Here is a 19,310-nt window from a genome sequence, read left to right as displayed (position 1 = left end):
GGCTCACGCGAAGGTTGAAAAATAGCGGGCGATGATGCGGCCGTAGATGGCGGTGAGGGCGTGGATGTCCTTAACCGGCGTCGCCTCGTCCACCTTGTGCATGGTGCGGCCCACGAGGCCGAATTCCACCACTGGGCAGATATCCTTGATGAAGCGCGCATCCGAGGTGCCGCCCGAGGTGGAGGGCGCGGGCCGGCGCCCGGTCACCTCCTCCACCGCGCCGGCCACCAGCTCGGTGAACGGGCCGGGGGTGGTGAGGAAGCTCTGGCTGGCCCCCGGCCGGAATTCGAGGTCATAGGCCGCCCCGGCGGTGTCGAGGCGGCGGACGATCTCGGCCTTCAGGCTCTCTAGCGAGAACAGGTCGTTGAAGCGCACGTTGAAGCGCGCGGTGGCCTGGGCCGGAATGAGGTTGAAGACCGGATTGCCCACGTCCACCGAGACCACTTCGAGGTTGGAGGGCGGGAAGAAGTCCGAGCCTTCATCCAGCGGCGCGGCGGTGAGCGCGGCCACCAGCTTCACCAGCCGGGGAATGGGATTGTCCGCCAGGTGCGGATAGGCCACGTGCCCCTGCACGCCCTTCACGGTGATGATGCCGGAGAGGCTGCCGCGCCGGCCCACCTTGAAGGCGTCGCCCAGGGCGTCCGGATTGGTGGGCTCGCCCAATATGCAATGGTCGATGGTCTCGCCCTTCTCCTTCAGCCACTCCACCACCTTCACCGTGCCGTCGAGGGCCGGGCCCTCCTCGTCGCCGGTGATGAGGAAGGAGAGGCTGCCCCGCTCCGGCCGGCCGAAGGCGAGCGCGGCGGCGAGGAAGGCGGCCACCGCCCCCTTCATGTCCACCGCCCCGCGCCCGTGCAGCACACCGTCCTGAACCGTGCCGGCGAAGGGGCCGTGGGCCCATTGGGCGGCATCGCCTTCCGGCACCACGTCCACATGGCCGGCGAAGCACAGGTTGGGGCTTTCGTCGCCGATGCGGGCGTAGAGGTTGGGGACGGGTACGCCGCCGGTGGCGAAGGTCAGGCGTTCCACCCGGTATCCGGCAGCCTCCAACCGTCGGGCCACCAGCTCCAGCGCATCGTCCGAGCGGGGTGTCACCGAGGGCGCGCGGATCAGCTCGGCGGCCAGCGCCACGGGATCGGTGGCGGCGTCCATGGGCGCGGGCGGCCTGGAAGGTTCAACCTGGGGCTTGACGGGAGCGGCGCCGGTCATCAGGACAGTCTCTCTGCGTCCGGCAGTGGCCGGAGGATGCAAAATCACGAAAATCGCAACAATCGGGACGACTTTTATACCGATTTTCGCGATTTCGAAGCCCCGCCCCGCCGCCTTTCTCTCCCATCCGCCACGAACATGCCGCCTTCGGGCGACAGGAACACCGCCGCGGAGGTCCGATATGCATGTAACGAAGCCCGCGGCCGTTCTGGTCGCGCTCTTCCTGTCGATGGGTCTGTCGATGGTGCCCCTGGCGCCGGCCGGGGCGCAGAGTGCGCAGGGGCAGGGCGCGCCGGGGCAGGGCGCCCCGCACCAGAGCGTGCCCGCCGCCGGCGCGCCGGCTGTGCCTGCGCCGGCCGCTGGAACCCCGCCCGCCGTTCCGCCGGCCGCCGGCACGGCGGCGCCCGCCGCTGCGCCGGAGGCGGCCAAGCCGGTCGTGCTGCCGACCGATCCCACGATCACCGCCGCCCGCGAGAAGCTGGAGGCGGCGCGCGCCACCCTGGATGCCCTCGACGCCTCGCTGGCGCTGGAGGGGCTGCGACCCAACGACCTCGATGAGGTGCGCCAGCGGCTCGACCCGGCGCGCCGGGATCTCGCGGCGGTGAGCGACCAGATCGCCCCCCGCGTCGCCGATGCCGAGAGCCGGCTGAGCGGGCTCGGCGCCAAGCCCGCCGACGGCGCCGCCGAGGACCCGGCGGTGGCTGCCGACCGCGAACGGCTGCAGAAGATCAACTCGGACCTCGGCGCGGTGCTGAAGCAGAACCGGGCGCTGCTGCTGCGTGCCGACCAGATCTCCGACCGCATCAGCACCCGCCGCCGGGCGCTGTTCACCGGCCAGCTGTTCGAGCGCTCGGACTCCATCCTCGATCCCGACCTGTGGGGCAATGCCCTGTCCTCGGTGTCGTCCGAGTGGCGGTCCATCCGCTATTTCGTCAACGATTGGTCGACCTTCGCCGGGCGCCGCCAGGACACCCTCACGGTGCTCGGGATTTTGCTCGGCGGCTTCGGCATCGGCGCCGCGGTGGTTCTGGGCGGGCGCCTGCTGCGCCGCCGACTGCGCACGCCGCCGCCCGCACCCGGCGAGAGCTTCACCCGGCTGCGCTCCGCCCGCGAAGCGCTGAAGGTGCTGCTGCTCAACGCCTGCGTGGCGCCCGCCGCGACCCTGGCCGCCCTGGCCTTCGTGGGCGGTTTCGATTTGGTGCCGCCGCGCGCCTCAGACCTGCTGCACGGTCTGGTGGTGGCGGTCTTCATCAAGGCCATCGGCAATGCGGTGGCGCGCGCGCTGCTCGCCCCCGACGAGCCGTGGCGCCGCCTGCCGCCGCTCCCGGATGCGGCAGCCTCGCTCGCCTTCCGCTATTTCTCGTTCGCGGTGTGGACGCTGGCCATCGCCGCCTTCCTCAATGCCCTGCACAAGGTGCTGTTCGCACCCGTGGGCCTCACGGTGGTGACGAGCGCCCTCCTCGCCCTGTTCATCGCCGGCTTCATCGCCCGCTTTCTCGTGGGGGTGGCGCGCTCCGAGGATGACGAGACGGAAGCCGAGGGCGAGGCGGCGACGGCCTCCGGGAGCCGCCCGCAATGGCTGGGCCTCGGCATCTGGCTGGCGGTGATCCTGCTCCTCGGCGCGCTGGTGGCGGGCTATGTGAGCTTTGCCGCCTTCATCGCCGCCCGCATGATCGTCGCGACCACGGTGCTGGGCGGGCTCTACCTGCTCTACGCCCTTATCGATTCCTTCTTCGGGGAGGGGCTGTCGGCCGAGACGCCGCGCACCCGCCACCTGTCCAAGGCCCTCGGCCTGCAGCCCACCAGCCTTGAACTGATCGGGGTCGTGTTATCGGGCCTCCTGAAGCTGCTGCTGTTCGTGGTCGCCGGCTTCCTCATCGCCGGCAGCTGGGGCACCTCCACCGCCGACGTGATGGACACGGTGGAGCGCGCCTCCTTCGGCGTGCGCATCGGCACTGCCACCATCACCCTGTGGAGCGTGTTCTACGCGGTGCTGCTGCTGCTGGTGAGCCTGGTGGCCGCCCGCGCCTTCCAGCGCTGGGTTTCCACCGCCCTGTTGCCCCGCTCGGGGCTGGAAGCCTCGCTGCAATCCTCCATCGCCACCATCGTCAGCTATGTGGGCACCATCATCGCGATCATGATCGCCATGAGCGAGGTGGGGCTGAACCTTGAGAACATCGCGCTGGTGGCCGGCGCGCTCTCGGTGGGTATCGGTTTCGGCCTCCAGGCCATCGTGTCCAACTTCGTGTCGGGCCTGATCCTGCTCGCCGAGCGGCCGATCCGGGTGGGCGACACCATCAATGTGAAGGGCGAGGAAGGTTATGTGCGGCGCATCTCGGTGCGCTCCACCGAGATCGAGACCTTCGAGCGCGCCACGGTGATCGTGCCCAATTCCGACCTCATCACCGGCATGGTGAAGAACTGGACGCACTCCAACACCACCGGCCGCGTCATCGTGGCGGTGAACGTGTCCTACGACTGCGATGCGGAAGAGGTGCGGGACATCCTTATCGGCTGCGCCTGCGACCATCCGCAGGTGCTGCAGACGCCGCCGCCGCGGGTGTTCCTCATCAAGTTCACCGATGCGGGCATGGCCTTCGAGCTGCGCTGCGTGGTGGCGAACGTGGATTACGGGCTGACGGTGAAGAGTGACCTGCATTTCCAGGTGCTGTCGCGCTTCCGCAAGGCCGGCATCGGCATGGCGATCCAGCCCTGGGCCTCGCTCTCCCGCGCGCCGGTGGACATGGTGCCGCCCCCGCCGTCACCGCCTGACCCGCAGCAGTGAGGCGCGGGACGGTGCGCGCGTCCTGCCGGTCCCTCGCGAGCCGTCGCCCCCGCCCGCTAACGCTTCCTCAACCCTGAGGGCGCACAAGGCAGGCGGTCCCGCCGAGCCGGATCGCGCCCTTTCCTTCCGTCCGGAGGGCGCGCCGGGTGGTCCCGGCGGGATGTGCCAAGGGGCGGGGAGCCCCCGAACCAGCTGGAAGAGAGAAATGCGCGACCCGATCCTCCGCCGTCCCCTTCTCGCCGGTGCCGGGCTCGCGCTGCTGCTGACCCTTGGCGCCTGCGGCACCACCGACACCCAGCTCGACAGCCAGCCGGCCTTCTATATCAACCTCGCCAAGACCGGGAAGCCGGTGGATGCGGCGGCGGCCGCCTCCATCATCTCCGATTACCGGGTCGGGCGGGGGCTGAGCCCCGTCACCATCGACGACCAGCTCAACAAGATCGCCCAGGACCAGGCCAACGCCATGGCGCGGGCCGACAACCTCTCCCACGAGGTGGGCGGGCGCAATTTCATGAGCCGCATGAAGGCCTCCGGCTACAACGCCTCCAAGGCGGTGGAAAATGTGGGCGCGGGATATCACACCCTTGCGGAAGCCTTTTCCGGCTGGCGCGATTCCCCCTCCCACAACAAGAACATGCTGGAGCCGGGGGTGAGCCGCATGGGGATCGCCACGGCCAATGCGCCCAATTCCAAGTACAAGGTCTATTGGGCGCTGGTGCTGGCCGAGCCGGACAAGAGCGGGCGCTGACCTGACGGCGCTGCTCCCGGCCGGCGCCCCCTGTCGGAACCCGGCAAAAGACCCCTTGCACCGCGGTGCCGCGAAGCTGTAGCGTGCGCTGCAACATTGTGGGGGCAGAAGGGTCGGCCGGGTTATGCTGGCGCACGCAAGCGAATATGAGCGCCGGCGCCGGGCGTTCGTCTGGGACATTCCGCGTCGCTACAACATGGCGGTCCACGCCTGCGACGCCATCGCCGCCCGCGCGCCCGATCGGCCGGCCCTGTTCCTGCCCCACGGCGCCGGCTTCCGGCCGCTGTCCTATGGCGCGCTCGCGGCGGCCTCCAACCGGCTCGCCCACGCGCTGCTTGCCCACGGCATCGGCTGCGGCGACCGGGTGGCGATCCTGTTGCCCCAGTCGCTGGACGTGCTGGTCACCCATCTCGCCGTCTATAAGATGGGCGCCATCGCGGTGCCGCTGGCCGGCGCCTTCGGGGTGGACGCCATTGCCTATCGCCTCGCCGATTCCGGCGCGAAGGCCCTCGTCACCGACGATGCCGGCCTTGCCAAGGTGGTGGAGCGGCCTGAGGCGCTGGGGCTGGTCATCAATGTGGACGGCGCGCGGACGGGGGTGCTCGATTTCAACACCCTGCTGGATACGGCCTCCGACCGGTCCTTGCCCATCACCTCCGGCCCGGACGATCCGGCGCTGATGATCTACACCTCCGGCACCACCGGCCAGCCCAAGGGCGCGCTGCATGGCCACCGGGTGCTGCTGCCCCATGTGAGCGGCGTCACCTACACCCATGACGGCATCGGGCAGGCGGGCGACCGCATGTGGACGCCGTCCGACTGGGCGTGGGCCGGCGGGCTGCTCAACACTGTCCTGCCGGCGCTGGCGCTGGGCGTGCCGGTGGTGGCGCAGCCGCGCGGCAAGTTCGATCCCGAGGCCGCCTTCGATCTGATCCGGCGGGCGCAGGTGCGCAACGTCTTCATCCCGCCCACCGCGCTCAAGATGATGCGCGCCGTGCCCAACCCCAAGGCCCGCTTCAGCTTCGACCTGCGCACCGTGGGCTCGGCGGGCGAGGCGCTGGGGGCGGAGACCTTCGAATGGGGCCGGCAGGCCCTCGGTGTGCCGGTGAACGAGTTCTACGGCCAGACCGAATGCAATTACGTCATCGGCTCCTCGGCCGCTTTGGGCGTGGCGAAGGCGGGCGCCACCGGCAAGGCGGTGCCGGGCCACGAGGTGGCGGTGCTGGGCGAGAATGGCGAAATTCTGCCCCCCGGCCAGATGGGCCAGATCGCCGTGCGCGCGCCCAATCCGGTCATGTTCCTTCAATACTGGAACCAGCCCGACGCCACCAAGGAGAAGGTGCGCGACGGCTGGCTCATCACCGGCGATCTCGCCACGCGGGACGAGGAGGGCTATTTTCATTTCCTCGGCCGCGACGACGATGTGATCACCTCGGCCGGCTATCGCATCGGCCCGGCGGAGATCGAGGACGTGCTGCTGCGCCATCCGGCGGTGTCCATCGCCGCCGCGGTGGGCAAGAAGGACCCGCTGCGCACCGAGATCGTCAAGGCGGTGATCGTGCTGATGCCGGGGATCAAGCCCTCGGCGGCGCTGGAGGACGACATCCGCGCCTTCGTGCGCACGCGCCTCGCGGCTTATGAATATCCCCGCGAAATCGAATTCGTGGACGAGCTGCCCCTGACCACCACAGGCAAGGTCATCCGCCGGCTGCTCAGGGACTGACGGCGTGGCGGGACGGCAGGAACCGCCTCACCCCCCTCTCCCGCTTGCGGGGGAGGGCTGGGGAGAAGGGTCCCATCGCGGTCGGCCTCAGCCGCCGCCTTTCAAGCCAAGACACCGGCTGCCCAGCATTTCGGCTTGCCCGCGGGGCGCGTGCGCCTACACTGAAGTCTTTCCAGCTTCATCCCTTTTCATTCGACGGATACTGTTATGCATAACAAGAGGCTTGAAGCCTTGCGCGCCAATCCCGGCGGGGAGTGGCGGCCCGCCGACATCGAGATCACCGCGTCCCAGTATGCGATGAAGTTCCGCAAGGTGACGGGAACCCACGTGGTCTTCACCCACCCGTCCGTGCCCGATTGCGTCGCCGTGCCCATGAAGCAGAAGATCCGCTCCGTCCACGTGAAGGCGTTCGTCGCCATGGTGGATCGCATGGATGAGATGGACCAATGAGCGCCCCCGTCCCCACCGATCTTGAAGCCTATCCGGTCACGGTGGCACCCATCCCGCCCGAGGAGGGCGGCGGGTTCGTGGCGAGCTTCCCGGATGTGCCCGGCTGCCACGGCGTGGGCGAGACCGAGGAGGAGGCCCTGGCCGACGGCCGGCAGGCCCTGTTCGCCTGCATCGACGCCCTGAAGGCTGCCGACCGCGAGCCGCCCGCGCCCGGCTCGGCGAAGGGGTGAGGCGGTGCCGGCCTCAGCGTCTGCCGCCGCGCGCCTTCTCTTCCAGGTAGGAGGAAACCGTGTCGAGCAGGCGGATGGCGCCGGGCAATTGGGCGTGGGCCTCGGTCTGCGCCTCGTTTTCCGGCTCCAGGGTGCGCCACCACACGATGAAGCGGCGCATCAGCGCGCGGCCGGGGATGGCCTCGAACGGCATGCCGGGAAAGCCTTGCGTGCCGAAGGCCGCCTCCACCTGCCGCAGGCACCCTTCGATATAGGCGCGGTCGTCGGCGTCGAGGGCGTATGGCCCCTCCGGCGCGCGCCGCTCCATGCGCACTTCGCTGAGTTCGGGAATATAGTCGGTCTTGACCAAGATGTGCCCTCTCGCCCGCCGCGCCTCGGGGGCGATCCGGGCCAAGCAGGAACAATGCCAGCGGGATTGATCCCGGCCGGCCTTTTCTCGGGCGCGCCTGCATGAGCGCGCCGCTGCAGCCGCCGCTCGGCGCCGTCGCGTCTGTTCATGACGAGGCGGTGGCCATCCATGCCGTTCCCGCCCTGGCGCTGGAGCACGGCTTCCGCGTGCTGGTGCTGCGCGAGCTTGCCACCGGCGACGGGCCGGCGGGCTTCGCCGTCATCGAGCAGGGGCTGGTGCGGCCGCCGCCCCGCACGATCCGGCACGGCATCGCCTTTGCCCTCGCGTTTCGCCCCGAGGTGGTGGCCTTCCTGAGCGTCCATCTCGGCCGTCCGGGGGAGCGGGGACCCGATGGCCTGCCCCGGCGCAACCCGCGCTGGCCGGTCTTGTCGTGGCATCGCGCCGAGCGGATCTGGCCGGACGGCACGCTCAGCATCGAGTGGAACGCCGACATCCTGTTCGCGCAGGCGGACGACCACGCCGCCTTCGCCCGCCAGTTCCGCGCCGCTCTCGCCGGAGGGGCGCGCGACGCGGCCTGAGGCCCGCTTCTTGCTTCCTCGCAAGGCGGGCCACGCCTTTTGTTTGATCGCCTTTTTGGGAGTTCCGTCCATGTCGGATGTTATCGAGACCCGCTCCATCGTCACCGAAGCCGAGTTCGAGCAGCCGGTGGACATCGTATGGCGCGCCATTACCGATTCCGAGTGGCTCGCCGTCTGGTTCTTTCCCAACGACATCCAGCCCCTGGACGGGCACAGGTTCACCATCTGGGGCCGGCCCATCGAGCGCTGGGACGGCGAATTCCAGTGCCAGGTGAAGACCGCCATCGCCCCGCGCGAATTGTCCTTCAGCTGGAAGGGCGGCCACGAGGAACTGAAGGGCTTCGGCCATTATATCGATACGGTGGTCACCTGGACCCTCACGCCGACCGAGAGCGGGGGCACCCATTTCCACTTCGTCCATGACGGCTTCAGCATGGACGCCACCTCGGACGCGGTGTTCGACGTGATGAACAAGGGCTCCCAGAGCGTGCTGCGCACCCTGACCCGCCGCCTGCCGGACCTGATCCTCCACGGCGCGTGAGCTGAGGCGCAAGCCATCTCGCGCCCGGGATGAGGGAACCCTTCGGCGAAGGCCGCGTTCATTCTCCGGTGGCCATGATGCGCCCGCGCGGCGCGCCGGCAGTGGAGATCACCATGGGACGCAGCCTTCCGCCGACCGATCCCTTTTCCCTGCGCATCGTCATCGGCGATGCGGAGACGCAGGCCTCCAGCATCGACGACGTGGTGCGCTTCCTGCGCCAGCAGGAGGCCGACGATTTCGCCGACCTGCTCCTGACGGCGCCGGGCGATGGCGCCGCGCCGTCCCTGAGCGATGTCTGCGCCCGCATGGAAGCGCTCTGCGCCATGGTCTGAGGCGCCGACCGACTTCCGCCGTGCGGCTGTGCTTGACTTTCCCTCGCTGCGCCGCAGTCTGCCCCGTTGCTGGGGGCTGAAGTCGGGGGTTGAAGGTTGGGCGCAGACGAGAGGGCCGAAGCTGGCGAGATCCATTCGCTCGACGCCGCTGCGCCCGGACCCGCGCCTGAAGGCCATTCGCTGGACGGCCATTCGCTCGAAGCCCTGTCGGCACGCATCCACGCGCGCCACCGCGACCTCATCAAGGTGCAGAAGCCCCATGTGGCGGTGGCCAACCTCGCCCGCATCATCGCCGCGGCGCTGAAGCTCTCCAACCGCCAGGGCTTCCATGCCATGACCCTGCGCCAGCTGGCCGCCGAATCCGGCCTTAGCATGGGCGGGCTCTATTCCTATCTGGACAGCAAGGACACCCTGCTGCTGATGATCCTCGGCGAGGTGTCCCACGCCGTCGAGGCGGCGCTGGGCAACGCGCCTGAGGCGGTGCGCGCCGATCCGGTCGCGCACCTCAACTGGCTCATTGCGGCACACGTCCAACTCTCCGAGGCCATGCATCCCTGGTTCGTGTTCGCCTACATGGAGGCGAAGGCCTTCCCGCCCGAGGCGCGCAAGCGCGCGGTGGACAGCGAGCGGCTGACCGAGCGCATCTTCGCCGACGTGATTGCGGAAGGTATGCGGCAGGGCGTGTTCGTGGCCGAGGACCCCCTGTTCGCCGCCGCCCTCATCAAGCCGCTGCTTCAGGACTGGTACGTGAAGCGCAGCAAGTATCGCGCGCGCGGCATCGATGCGCAGGCCTATGCGGCGCAGGTGACGCGCTTCGTGGCCGGCGCGCTGGCGGTGCGAACGGTGTGAGCGACTGCCTACAAGGCGCGAACGGATGGGGAGGCTTTCGCCTCCACCGCGAGGCCGGCGCGAGACGGCTCCCTCTCCCCTTGCGGGAGAGGGTCGGGTGAGGGGTTCTCAGGTAAATTCCGCCGCGCGCCGGGCGAAGGCTGCGGCCAGCGCGCCGGTTTCCGCCGCGCCTTCCGCGGCCGCGTTGCCGGCTTTCGCCCGCGCGGCAATGCCCTCGAAGATCACCGCCCAGCGGAACAAAGCGAACGCCATGTGGAAGTTGGTGAGCGTCAGGCCGTGGGTCGCCGCCGCCTCGTACTGCGCCACGAAATCCGCGCGGGAGGGGATGCCCAGCGCGTCGAGGTCGAGCCCGGCGATGCCGCCATATTCCTGAGGCCGCGACACCCAGGCCATGGCGCAATGGGCAAGGTCCGCCAGCGGATGGCCCAGGGTGGACAATTCCCAGTCCAGCACCGCCACCACCTCGGGCCGGGTGGGGTGGAACATGAGATTGCCCACGCGGTAGTCGCCATGGGCGATGCGTGTGGTGTCGTCCGCCGGCAGATGGGCCGGCAGCCAAGCCACCAGCCGGTCGATGTTGGCGTCCTCGCGGGTCTTCGACAGCTCCCATTGGCGGGTCCAGCGGGTGATCTGGCGGCCGAAATAATTGCCGGGGCGGCCGAAATCGGCGAGGCCAACGGCGGCAAAATCCACGTTGTGGAGCGAGGCCAAAGTCTGGGCCATGGCGGCGTACATGGCGGTGCGCTCCTGGGGCGAGACGCCGGGCAGGGTGCAGTCGTGGAACACGCGGCCCTCCACCTTGTCCATCACATAGAACAAGGTGCCGATGACGGAACGGTCCTCGCACAGCAGCAGCGTGGGCGGCACCGGCACTGGCGTGTCGGCCAGCGCCCGCATGATGCGGAATTCCCGGTCCACCGCGTGGGCGGAGGGCAGCAGTTCCCCCGGCGGCTGCTTGCGCAGCACCAGCGCGCGGTTGGCGTAGGTGACGAAGAAGGTGGGGTTGGACTGGCCGCCGGAAATGGGCTGGAGCCTGGGCGCGCCTTCGAGCCCGGCGATATGGGCTTTCAGATGGGCGTCGAGGGCGCCGACGTCGAAGCCGTAAGCGCTGGAGCCGCAGGCGTTGCTTTCGGATCCGCTCATGCGTCCGCTCCCACCGGCCAGTTCCAGAAGGCGCCTTCTTCCTTCTCCAAAAAGCGGTTCAGCACCATCTCGTGCACCGCGTCGGCGCCGTCCACCAGGCGGGCCTGGCGGGCGTAGCGGTAGATCCACTCCAGCACCGTATCCTTGGAATAGCCACGCGCGCCATTGATCTGGATGGCGCTGTCGGCGGCGAGGTGCAGGGTGTTGGCGGCCTTGATCTTGGCCATGGACACCTCCTTGCGGGCAAGCCCGCCGCGATCCAGCTCCCACGCCGCCTTCATGGTGAGCAGGCGGCTGATCTCGATGTCCATGGCGATGCGGCCCAGCAGGGTCTGCACGCTCTCCCGGTCGGCGAGGCGCACGCCGAAGCCGTAGCGCACGTCCGCATAGGCCCGCGCGATCTCCACGCAACGCATGGCAAGGCCCAGCCAGCGCATGCAATGGGTGAGGCGCGCCGGCCCGAGGCGGATCTGGGTCACGCGCAGGCCCTTGCCCTCGCCCAGCAGCACGTCCTCGCGCGGGATTTCGAGGCCGTCGAACTCCAGCTCGCAATGGCCGCCATGCTCCTCCGGCCCCATGATGGGGATGCGGCGCACGATGCGCCAGCCCGGCGCGTCGCGATGGAAGGCGAAGGCGGTGAGGCCGGTGCGGGGATCATCGCAGGTGCGGGCGACGAGGATGAGGTGCGCCGCCTCCTCCGCGCCGGTGATGAACCATTTGCGGCCGAAGATGCGGTAGCTGCCGTTCGGCTGCTTCTCGGCGCGGGTGAGCATCATGGTGGGGTCGGAGCCGCCGCCGGGATGGGGCTCGGTCATCACGAAGGCCGAGCGCACGGCGCCGGAAGCGATGGGGGCGAGCCATTTCGCCTTCTGCTCCGGCGTGCCCACGGCCTCCAGCACCATCATGTTGCCGTCATCGGGCGCGGCCGAATTGAACACCACCGGGCCGAAGATGGAGCGGTTCATCTCGGTGTAGCAGACCGCCATGCCCACCCGGCCGACACCAAGGCCGCCGCTCTCCGGCTTCAGCTGAAGGTTCCACAGGCCCTCGGCCTTCGCCTTCTCCCGCAGCCGCGCCAGGGGCTCGGGCGCGATGTTCTCATGGGCGTCATAGGCGGCGGGGTCGGCTTCCAGCGGAATGATCTCGCGATCCACGAACGCGCCGATGCGGCGCCGCAGGTCCTCGAGGGCGGGGGAGATGGTGAAGTCCATGGTGACCTCGATGGCAGTGGCGAAAAAGAACGAGCGCTCGCTTTTATATCGCTGCCTGACAAATCTCAAGCGGCCAGCACTCGCAGGCCATGGTCGGCCCGGGACGCGTCAGCAGCCCGTCCGCCAAAATTCACCCGCTGCCTGATGGTCTTTGGCGGTCTTTTGGTTGAATCCGGCGCGCGGATGCCCCGAGAAAATGGGTTCGATCGGCGCGCACCGCCGTCAGGCCCGCACCGGCTGCGTCGCGCCTCCGGACGAGCGGTCTGCTGCCCACCGGCGTCAACCGGCAGGAGCAGTTGTCATTCCGCGGCGGATTTGGCCGCGGATTTGGCCGAAGCCTCGGCCACCGCGGCCGTGTGGGCCGCCGCGCTCCCGTCCGGCACGGCCGGCGCCTTCGGGCTGATGAAGCGCAGGCTCAGTTCCCGTGCCCCCAAAAGGGTGAGCGAAAGGGCGAAGGGCACGATGTAATAGAACAGGCGGAACAGCAGCAGCGCGCCCACCATTTCGTTCAGGTCGAACTGCGGCAGCGCCGCGAGCAGCGCCGCGTCGAACACGCCGAGCCCGCCGGGAGCGTGGCTGGCGAAGCCGAGCAGCGTGGCGGTGACGAAGATGACCGCCAGCGACACCGGGTCGATATAGGGCGTCGACGGCATCAGCATGTACATGGCGGCGGCGCACAGGGTGAGGTCGAGGATGCCGATGCCCACCTGCACCAGGGTGGTGCGCCCGCGCGGCAGCGTCACGAACCACGACGAGCGGCCGATGTTGCGCGGCGCCAGCGACACCCAGGTGATGTAGCCCGCCAGCACCGCCAGCGCGCCGATGCCGATCATGCGGTTGATGAAGGGGGGCAGCCGGTCCACCGCCGTGGCGGCTTCGGGATGGATGGTGATGCCGAGGCCCAGCACCGCGATGTTGCCGAGCCAGAAGGTGAGCCCCGCCACGAAGCAGATCTTGGCCACGTCGATGGCCCCGAGCCCCCACGCGGAATAGATGCGGTAGCGCACCGAGCCGCCGGTGAAGACGGTGAAGCCCACGTTGTGGCCGATGGAATAGGAGCAGAAGCCCGCCAGCGCCGCGATGCGGTACGGCACATGGTGCTTGCCGATGGTGCGCAGGGCGAACCAGTCATAGAAGGTGAGGGTGAGATAGGCCCCGGCCACCAGCAGGAAGCCGATGATGACGTTGCGTGGGTCCTTCGCGGCGAGGGCGTCCATCACGTCCGCGAGCTTCAGGTTGTGAAGCATGCGGTAGAGCACTGTGGCGGCGAACGCGATCACCACCAGGCTGAGAACGAAGCCCAGCCCGTGCAGACCGACCCGATCCCGCAGAAAAACCCAGATTTTCGAACCGACCGCCCGGACACCCATTGCGTCACCGATATCCCCGCCCGCACCGTCACCGGCCCGCCCACATCTGCACGCTTTCGCGCGAGATTGAAGGGCCATTCGCACTCTTTTGCTTGGTGACGCCGCCGGCTCGCTCAGATTGCGTTGTTCGATTGCCGCCCTTCAAGAACGGCGCGCTCCCCGCCGCCGCTCCGTGGCGGCCTGCCGAATTCTACCCGTCTTGCCCACCGTGACGGTGCCGAACCGACCGGCGCGGCCATTCAAAGCTTCACCGGATAGCCGATTTCCACCGTGCGGGCCCGCGGCAGGCCGAACCGGTCCACCGAGCGTTCCGCGTTCCGGGCGAGGAAGGCGAACACATGCGCCACCACGTCCTTGATCTTGGTCACCTCGTCCGGCGGGATGATCCGCTCGTGGCCGATCACGTAGATGGCCGCGTCCGGATCGATGCCGCGGGCGCTAAGCGCCGGGCCGAGCACGGAGGGAACGTCGATCTGCTGCATGTAGCCGAAGCGCAGATCCACCCGCACGAAGCCCTCGTTGAGGGTCGTCACCTTCACCCGGTCCTCCACCGAGACCCGGGGCCGCGCGGCGATCCACACCGAGACGATCACCGCCTTCTCGAACCGGACCTTCAGCAGGTCCGCCATGCGCGAGAGGGCAACCGGCGTCATCGCACCCGCTCGCGACAGAAAGATGGCGGTGCGCGGGGCTTCCACGTCGTTCACCCGGTCCTTGCGGGCGACGAAGCTGTCGAGGGGCTCGGTGAAGCGCACCTGCTGGGCCACCACGCCCTCCAGTCCGCGCCGCCAGCTCACCATCACGAAGATGACCGCGCCGGCGATGCTCAGGGGCAGCCAGCCGCCGTCATGGATCTTGGTCATGTTGGCCGTGGCGAAGGCCAAATCGATGACCAACAGGCCCGTGGCCATCGCCCACACCGCCGGCGCCGGCCAGCCCCAGGCCCGGTGCACCTGGGCGATGAACAGGATGGAGGTGGTGACCATGGCGAACGCCACCGCGATGCCGTAGGCCGAGGCCAGCCGCTCGGAGGCCTCGAAGCCCAGCACCACGGCGATGCAGGCGATCATCAGCAGCCAGTTCAGGCGGCCCACATAGATGTGCTGCTCGTTGTGCTCCGAGGTATAGCGGATGCGCATGGGCGGCAGGTAGCCGAGCTCGATGGCCTGCTTGGCCAGCGAGAACACGCCGGTGATGATGGATTGGGAGGCGATCACCGTCGCCGCCGTGGCGAGGAACAGCAGCGGGATGTCGAACCAGTCCGGCGACAGGTCGTAGAACGGGTTGCGCACCGCATTGGGATCCACCAGCAGGATCGCGCCCTGGCCGAAATAATTCAGCAGCAGCGCCGGCATGGCCACGAACAGCCAGGCGCGGGCGATCACCGGGCGGCCGAAATGGCCGAGGTCCGCATAGAGCGCTTCGCCGCCGGTTACCGCCAGGAAGCAGGCGCCGAGGATGACACCGGCGAGCCCGGGATGCTGCACCATCAGCATGATGCCATGGCGCGGATCGAGCCCGGCCAGCACCTGGGGCGCCTGCAGGATGCCATAGACGCCGAGCGCCGCGAGCGAGCCGAACCACAACAGCATGACCGGCCCGAAGAAGGCGGCGATGCGCTCCGTGCCGAGCCGTTGCGACAGGAAGATGGCGAGCAGGACCAGCACGGTGAGGGTCACCACCCAGTGCTCCAGCTCCGGCGCGATGACCTGGAGCCCCTCGATGGCCGAGAGCACCGACATGGCCGGGGTGAGCACGCCGTCGCCGATGAGCATGGCGGCGCCGAGCAGGCCGGCCGCGAGCAGGTACCAGCGCATGCCCAGCGCGCTGCGGTGGAGATCCAGCAGGGTGACCAGGGCGAGGATGCCGCCTTCGCCGTCATTGTCCGCCCGCAGCACCAGCATCACGTATTTCACCGTGACGGAAAGGATGATGCTCCAGGTGATGAGGGAGAGCAGGCCGAGCACGTCGGCGCCGAGGAAATTGGTGCCGCCCACCGCCAGCACGCCCTGCTTGAGGGCGTAGAGCGGGCTGGTGCCGATGTCGCCGAACACCACGCCGAGGGCGCCGATTTCGGCGGCGAACGGCAGGGGGCGTGTGCGGTCGCGGGAAAAGCTGAGGGCCATCGAGGGCGATCGCGCTCAGTGCCGCGCGTCGGGCAGGGGGGAGGGGGGGCGCCCACCGGCCCTCTCAGTTGCGGCTCGGCACCCGGCGGTGCCGCGGTGCCCAGTCAACTGGAAGCCTGAGACGCTTGGTATCACGTCGCGCAGTGTCACGCCTCGCGACCGTCGCACGAAACCGTTCAAGGCAAGCCCCCGCGCGTTTCCCGTCCGTGGCACATGGGCAGGGACCGGACCGCGCCACGTCCGGTCCGAAGTCGTGGACCGAAAAGACGCCGCTTTGAACCGTCCGGCTCTGCCCGCATGGGGCGGGTACGACCAACACCTAGCCCCGTTCGCGGGGGAAGACAATGCACTGCCGCAAACCCCGCACAACGCCCTCCAAACGACGAACGCCGGCCCGGGGGCCGGCGTTCCGCTGTGGAATGGGTGCAGCGCGAAGCGCCGCGGGGCACCGCTCAGTAGCGGTAGTGCTCGCTCTTGAACGGGCCCTGCGGGGGCACGCCGATATAGGCGGACTGCTGGTCGGTGAGCGTTGTCAGCTTCACCCCGATCTTGTCGAGGTGCAGCGAGGCCACCTTCTCGTCGAGGTGCTTGGGCAGGGTGTAGACTTCCTTGCCGTACTGGCCGGGCTTGGTGAACAGCTCGATCTGCGCCAGCGTCTGGTTGGTGAAGGACGCGGACATGACGAAGCTCGGGTGGCCGGTGGCGTTGCCGAGGTTCACCAGGCGGCCTTCCGAGAGCAGGATGATGCGCTTGCCGTCGGCGAACTCCACCTCGTCCACCTGCGGCTTCACATTGTGCCACTTCAGGTTCTTGAGGCCGGCCACCTGGATCTCGCTGTCGAAGTGGCCGATGTTGCAGACGATGGCGCGGTCCTTCATGGCCCGCATGTGATCCACCGTGATCACGTCCAGGTTGCCGGTGGCGGTCACGAAGATGTCCGCGCGCCGGGCGGCGTCGTCCATGGTGGTGACTTCATAGCCTTCCATGGCGGCCTGGAGGGCGCAGATGGGGTCGATCTCCGACACCATGACCCGGCAGCCGGCATTGCGCAGGGAGGCGGCGGAGCCCTTGCCCACGTCGCCGAAGCCCGCGACCATGGCCACCTTGCCTGCCATCATCACGTCGGTGCCGCGGCGGATGCCGTCCACCAGCGACTCACGGCAGCCGTAGAGGTTGTCGAACTTGGACTTGGTGACGCTGTCGTTGACGTTGATGGCGGGCCACAGCAGGGTGCCCTTCTTCTGCATCTCGTAGAGACGATGCACGCCCGTGGTGGTCTCTTCCGTCACGCCGCGGATGGTCTTGGCCAGCAGGGTGTACCAGCCGGGCTTGTGCTTCAGGCGGCGCTTGATGGCGGCGAAGAGCACTTCCTCTTCTTCATTGGTGGCGCAATCGAGGAAGGCGGTGTCGCCGGTCTCCGCGCGCAGGCCGAGGTGGACGAGGAGGGTGGCGTCGCCGCCGTCGTCCAGGATCATGTTCGGCGCGCCGCCGTCGGCCCACTCGAAGATGCGGTGGGTGTATTCCCAGTATTCCTCCAGCGTCTCGCCCTTCACGGCGAAGACGGGCACGCCGGCAGCGGCGATGGCGGCGGCGGCATGGTCCTGGGTGGAGTAGATGTTGCACGAGGCCCAGCGCACGTCGGCGCCCAGCGCCTTCAGCGTCTCGATGAGTACGCCGGTCTGGATGGTCATGTGCAGGGAGCCGGCGATGCGGGCGCCCTTCAGCGGCTGGGACGGGCCGTATTCGGCGCGGGTGGCCATGAGGCCGGGCATTTCGATTTCGGCGATGTCCAGCTCCTTGCGACCCCAGTCCGCAAGGTTGATGTCCTTCACCACGTAATCGTTGCTCATGGATTGCTCCGCTGGAATGCGCCGCGCCGCACTGGGCGCAGGTCGGGATGCGCGCCTGTAGCACGAAGCCTTTGTTGCGGCAATAAGGATATAAAGAAATGCTTATATCGAAGGTGGCAACTGGGTGTGGCAAGCTCGACCAAGCCGCGCGCCTTCGCGCCGGGCAAGGTCCCGGCCAAGGTCCCGGCCAAGTTGCCGCTCGCGCCCGCCCAAGTAAGGTTGGCGACAGGCGCGCTTTGATTCCGACAAAAATTGTGATATACGTGACTTTACAGTCGATTGCTTTCACCCAACCAGCCGCTTCGCGCCCGCTCAGTGTTCGCGCATGACCATGGGCGTATTCTCGGGAATACACGGGCGAGAATTTACGTGCCTGCCGACACTTACGGCGCGGCGCGGGGGCTGTCCATCGCCATCGACTGGCTGAGCGGGTTGGCGGGCGTTCCGGCCGCGACCCAAGTCCGCAGCGCCAGGTGCGCGCCGTCCCGGTACCGGACCGGCCGGCCTCCGCGCCAACAGGTTCGGCCCCAGGCTTCATGTCCCAGGGCCGGATCAGGAGTGTCAAGAGCATGTCGGCAAAGAAGAACGCGCAGACCCGTCTCGGCTTCAAGACGGGTGAGCACATTGTTTACCCGTCACATGGCGTGGGCCGCATCGTGTCCATTGAGGAGCAGGAAGTCGCCGGTTTCAAGCTCGAACTCTTCGTGATCTCGTTTGAAAAGGACAAGATGACGCTGCGGGTGCCCGTTCCCAAGATCGCCACCGTTGGCATGCGCAAGCTCTCCGAGACCAATATCGTCGACAAGTCGCTGGAGACTCTTCAGGGGCGCGCCCGCGTAAAGCGCACCATGTGGAGCCGCCGCGCGCAGGAATACGAAGCCAAGATCAATTCCGGCGATCTCGTCTCCATTTCGGAAGTGGTGCGCGATCTCTACCGGTCCGACGCCCAGCCCGAGCAGTCCTATTCGGAGCGCCAGCTTTACGAAGCCGCTCTGGATCGCATGGCCCGTGAGCTTTCGGCGGTGAACAACATCACCGAGACCGAAGCGGTAAAGCTCATCGAGCAGAACCTGCTCAAGGGTCCGCGCCGCGGCGCCACCAAGGTGGTGGAAGAGGCCGACCTGGACGCGGAGATCGAGGCCGACGAGGCCGCGTGACCGTGACGGCGTGATCTTTGATCGCGTGATTCTGCTCCAAGTCAAAGACCCGGCTTCGGCCGGGTCTTTCTTTTTGCGCGTTCTCCTTTGAGAGGCTGCGCACTGCTGTCATGCGAAGCCTCCGGGGAGGCTGCGCAATACTGCCATGCGAAGCCTCCTTCGAGGCCGCGCACTGCTGCCATGCATGCGCTAAGCGCGCGCCAGCCATGCGTTGGGGCTCCGACCGCGCGGCGTGTGCGCGGCATGTCTTTGCGCCATGTCCGCGCGCCATGTGCCGGTCTCCCGCGGCTCTGGCATAAGCCGGTCGGGCGACACCAAACATTCCGACGAGCTGGCGGAACCGGGCGATGCCATGGGGCGTTACATCCCACGGGGCTGGCTTGGAGAAGCGATCATGTCCAATCGTGACCAGGATCAGCGCAATCCACCGAACCAGAACCCGAACCAGAACGAAAAAGGCCGCGAAGGCCAGGGCAAGGACAAGGGCCAGCAGCAACAGGCCCAGGTGCCGGGCCAAAAGGGCGGCCAGCAGCAGGGAGGCCAACGGAACGAGAATCAACGGGACGAGCGGCGCGACCAGCGCTAGGGCACGCGCCCATCAGCGCGCAAGCTGATGGGACAAGCGTTCTCTCGGCCGAAGTGAGAGTGGGATCCGCCCG

The 19,310-nt window shown here is 68.3% G+C and carries 18 protein-coding genes; 11 read left to right on the top strand and 7 right to left on the bottom strand.

What is annotated here, in order from left to right; all coding sequences use genetic code 11:
- Positions 1–3: 3 nt before the first annotated feature.
- A complete protein-coding gene (dapE, locus tag V5F48_RS12775; RefSeq protein ID WP_394259032.1) occupies positions 4–1,152 on the bottom strand; it encodes a succinyl-diaminopimelate desuccinylase in 1,149 nt (382 codons plus the stop codon).
- 238 nt (positions 1,153–1,390) lie between these two features.
- Here dapE and V5F48_RS12770 point away from each other — a divergent pair, with 238 nt between their 5' ends.
- From V5F48_RS12770 to V5F48_RS12750, 5 genes are all read left to right on the top strand, one after another.
- The gene (locus V5F48_RS12770) at positions 1,391–3,994 is read left to right on the top strand and encodes a DUF3772 domain-containing protein (RefSeq protein ID WP_394259031.1); all 2,604 of its coding nucleotides are present in this window, start codon (positions 1,391–1,393) and stop codon (positions 3,992–3,994) included.
- A gap of 205 nt (positions 3,995–4,199) precedes the next feature.
- On the top strand, positions 4,200–4,742 hold the full coding sequence (locus V5F48_RS12765) for a CAP domain-containing protein (protein ID WP_394108944.1): 543 nt from the start codon (positions 4,200–4,202) through the stop codon (positions 4,740–4,742).
- A gap of 124 nt (positions 4,743–4,866) precedes the next feature.
- Positions 4,867–6,465: an AMP-binding protein gene (locus V5F48_RS12760; protein WP_394259030.1), complete on the top strand. Its 1,599-nt coding sequence runs from the start codon at positions 4,867–4,869 to the stop codon at positions 6,463–6,465.
- A gap of 207 nt (positions 6,466–6,672) precedes the next feature.
- Positions 6,673–6,915 (top strand): hypothetical protein, encoded by a 243-nt coding sequence (locus V5F48_RS12755; RefSeq protein WP_282640312.1) that lies wholly within the window; start codon positions 6,673–6,675, stop codon positions 6,913–6,915.
- Positions 6,912–7,145 carry a type II toxin-antitoxin system HicB family antitoxin gene (locus V5F48_RS12750; protein ID WP_394259029.1) on the top strand — a complete coding sequence of 78 codons (234 nt, stop codon included), beginning with the start codon at positions 6,912–6,914 and terminating at the stop codon, positions 7,143–7,145. The genes V5F48_RS12755 and V5F48_RS12750 overlap by 4 nt, the downstream gene beginning before the upstream one ends.
- Before the next feature lie 13 nt (positions 7,146–7,158).
- Here V5F48_RS12750 and V5F48_RS12745 read toward each other — a convergent pair whose 3' ends face one another.
- The gene (locus V5F48_RS12745) at positions 7,159–7,494 is read right to left on the bottom strand and encodes a hypothetical protein (protein ID WP_394259028.1); all 336 of its coding nucleotides are present in this window, start codon (positions 7,492–7,494) and stop codon (positions 7,159–7,161) included.
- Between the two features lie 101 nt (positions 7,495–7,595).
- Here V5F48_RS12745 and V5F48_RS12740 point away from each other — a divergent pair, with 101 nt between their 5' ends.
- From V5F48_RS12740 to V5F48_RS12725, 4 genes are all read left to right on the top strand, one after another.
- Complete coding sequence (locus V5F48_RS12740; protein ID WP_394259027.1) at positions 7,596–8,072, top strand: hypothetical protein; 477 nt, start codon at positions 7,596–7,598, stop codon at positions 8,070–8,072.
- 70 nt (positions 8,073–8,142) lie between these two features.
- Positions 8,143–8,613: an SRPBCC family protein gene (locus tag V5F48_RS12735; protein WP_394108949.1), complete on the top strand. Its 471-nt coding sequence runs from the start codon at positions 8,143–8,145 to the stop codon at positions 8,611–8,613.
- Positions 8,614–8,726: 113 nt separating this feature from the next.
- Positions 8,727–8,945 carry a hypothetical protein gene (locus V5F48_RS12730; RefSeq protein ID WP_394259026.1) on the top strand — a complete coding sequence of 73 codons (219 nt, stop codon included), beginning with the start codon at positions 8,727–8,729 and terminating at the stop codon, positions 8,943–8,945.
- Between the two features lie 96 nt (positions 8,946–9,041).
- A complete protein-coding gene (locus V5F48_RS12725; RefSeq protein ID WP_394259025.1) occupies positions 9,042–9,794 on the top strand; it encodes a TetR/AcrR family transcriptional regulator in 753 nt (250 codons plus the stop codon).
- 108 nt (positions 9,795–9,902) lie between these two features.
- Here V5F48_RS12725 and V5F48_RS12720 read toward each other — a convergent pair whose 3' ends face one another.
- The 5 genes from V5F48_RS12720 to ahcY all read right to left on the bottom strand — a co-directional run bounded on the left by V5F48_RS12720 (position 9,903) and on the right by ahcY (position 17,494).
- Complete coding sequence (locus tag V5F48_RS12720) at positions 9,903–10,937, bottom strand: phosphotransferase family protein (protein ID WP_394259024.1); 1,035 nt, start codon at positions 10,935–10,937, stop codon at positions 9,903–9,905.
- Positions 10,934–12,148: an acyl-CoA dehydrogenase family protein gene (locus V5F48_RS12715; RefSeq protein ID WP_394259023.1), complete on the bottom strand. Its 1,215-nt coding sequence runs from the start codon at positions 12,146–12,148 to the stop codon at positions 10,934–10,936. Before V5F48_RS12715 ends, V5F48_RS12720 begins: the two co-directional genes overlap by 4 nt.
- A 299-nt stretch (positions 12,149–12,447) precedes the next feature.
- Entirely contained in the window at positions 12,448–13,518 is a 1,071-nt protein-coding gene (locus V5F48_RS12710; protein ID WP_394259022.1) for a putative bifunctional lysylphosphatidylglycerol flippase/synthetase, read from the bottom strand.
- A 239-nt stretch (positions 13,519–13,757) separates the two neighbouring features.
- Complete coding sequence (locus tag V5F48_RS12705) at positions 13,758–15,644, bottom strand: potassium transporter Kup (protein ID WP_394259021.1); 1,887 nt, start codon at positions 15,642–15,644, stop codon at positions 13,758–13,760.
- 452 nt (positions 15,645–16,096) lie between these two features.
- Positions 16,097–17,494, bottom strand: coding sequence for an adenosylhomocysteinase (ahcY, locus tag V5F48_RS12700; RefSeq protein WP_394259020.1), 1,398 nt, complete (start codon positions 17,492–17,494; stop codon positions 16,097–16,099).
- 569 nt (positions 17,495–18,063) lie between these two features.
- Between ahcY and V5F48_RS12695 the strand changes: the two genes are divergently transcribed.
- Positions 18,064–18,651, top strand: coding sequence for a CarD family transcriptional regulator (locus V5F48_RS12695; RefSeq protein ID WP_394259019.1), 588 nt, complete (start codon positions 18,064–18,066; stop codon positions 18,649–18,651).
- A 394-nt stretch (positions 18,652–19,045) separates the two neighbouring features.
- Positions 19,046–19,237 carry a hypothetical protein gene (locus tag V5F48_RS12690; RefSeq protein WP_282640299.1) on the top strand — a complete coding sequence of 64 codons (192 nt, stop codon included), beginning with the start codon at positions 19,046–19,048 and terminating at the stop codon, positions 19,235–19,237.
- Positions 19,238–19,310: the final 73 nt, after the last annotated feature.

Origin of the sequence: Xanthobacter autotrophicus ATCC 700552 (assembly GCF_043194565.1) — a bacterium.
Classification (GTDB): domain Bacteria; phylum Pseudomonadota; class Alphaproteobacteria; order Rhizobiales; family Xanthobacteraceae; genus Xanthobacter; species Xanthobacter autotrophicus_F.
This window is presented reverse-complemented; position numbering and strand designations above follow the sequence as displayed.

Excerpts from the sequence above, each read along its gene's own strand:
- V5F48_RS12755 (WP_282640312.1), top strand. The coding sequence starts at position 6,673 with ATGCATAACAAGAGGCTTGAAGCCTTGCGCGCCAATCCCGGCGGGGAG.
- dapE (WP_394259032.1), bottom strand. The coding sequence starts at position 1,152 with ATGGACGCCGCCACCGATCCCGTGGCGCTGGCCGCCGAGCTGATCCGC.
- V5F48_RS12760 (WP_394259030.1), top strand. The coding sequence starts at position 4,867 with ATGCTGGCGCACGCAAGCGAATATGAGCGCCGGCGCCGGGCGTTCGTC.
- V5F48_RS12770 (WP_394259031.1), top strand. The coding sequence starts at position 1,391 with ATGCATGTAACGAAGCCCGCGGCCGTTCTGGTCGCGCTCTTCCTGTCG.
- V5F48_RS12710 (WP_394259022.1), bottom strand. The coding sequence starts at position 13,518 with ATGGGTGTCCGGGCGGTCGGTTCGAAAATCTGGGTTTTTCTGCGGGAT.
- V5F48_RS12730 (WP_394259026.1), top strand. The coding sequence starts at position 8,727 with ATGGGACGCAGCCTTCCGCCGACCGATCCCTTTTCCCTGCGCATCGTC.
- V5F48_RS12750 (WP_394259029.1), top strand. The coding sequence starts at position 6,912 with ATGAGCGCCCCCGTCCCCACCGATCTTGAAGCCTATCCGGTCACGGTG.
- V5F48_RS12740 (WP_394259027.1), top strand. The coding sequence starts at position 7,596 with ATGAGCGCGCCGCTGCAGCCGCCGCTCGGCGCCGTCGCGTCTGTTCAT.
- V5F48_RS12705 (WP_394259021.1), bottom strand. The coding sequence starts at position 15,644 with ATGGCCCTCAGCTTTTCCCGCGACCGCACACGCCCCCTGCCGTTCGCC.
- V5F48_RS12735 (WP_394108949.1), top strand. The coding sequence starts at position 8,143 with ATGTCGGATGTTATCGAGACCCGCTCCATCGTCACCGAAGCCGAGTTC.
- V5F48_RS12720 (WP_394259024.1), bottom strand. The coding sequence starts at position 10,937 with ATGAGCGGATCCGAAAGCAACGCCTGCGGCTCCAGCGCTTACGGCTTC.
- V5F48_RS12695 (WP_394259019.1), top strand. The coding sequence starts at position 18,064 with ATGTCGGCAAAGAAGAACGCGCAGACCCGTCTCGGCTTCAAGACGGGT.
- ahcY (WP_394259020.1), bottom strand. The coding sequence starts at position 17,494 with ATGAGCAACGATTACGTGGTGAAGGACATCAACCTTGCGGACTGGGGT.
- V5F48_RS12690 (WP_282640299.1), top strand. The coding sequence starts at position 19,046 with ATGTCCAATCGTGACCAGGATCAGCGCAATCCACCGAACCAGAACCCG.
- V5F48_RS12715 (WP_394259023.1), bottom strand. The coding sequence starts at position 12,148 with ATGGACTTCACCATCTCCCCCGCCCTCGAGGACCTGCGGCGCCGCATC.
- V5F48_RS12765 (WP_394108944.1), top strand. The coding sequence starts at position 4,200 with ATGCGCGACCCGATCCTCCGCCGTCCCCTTCTCGCCGGTGCCGGGCTC.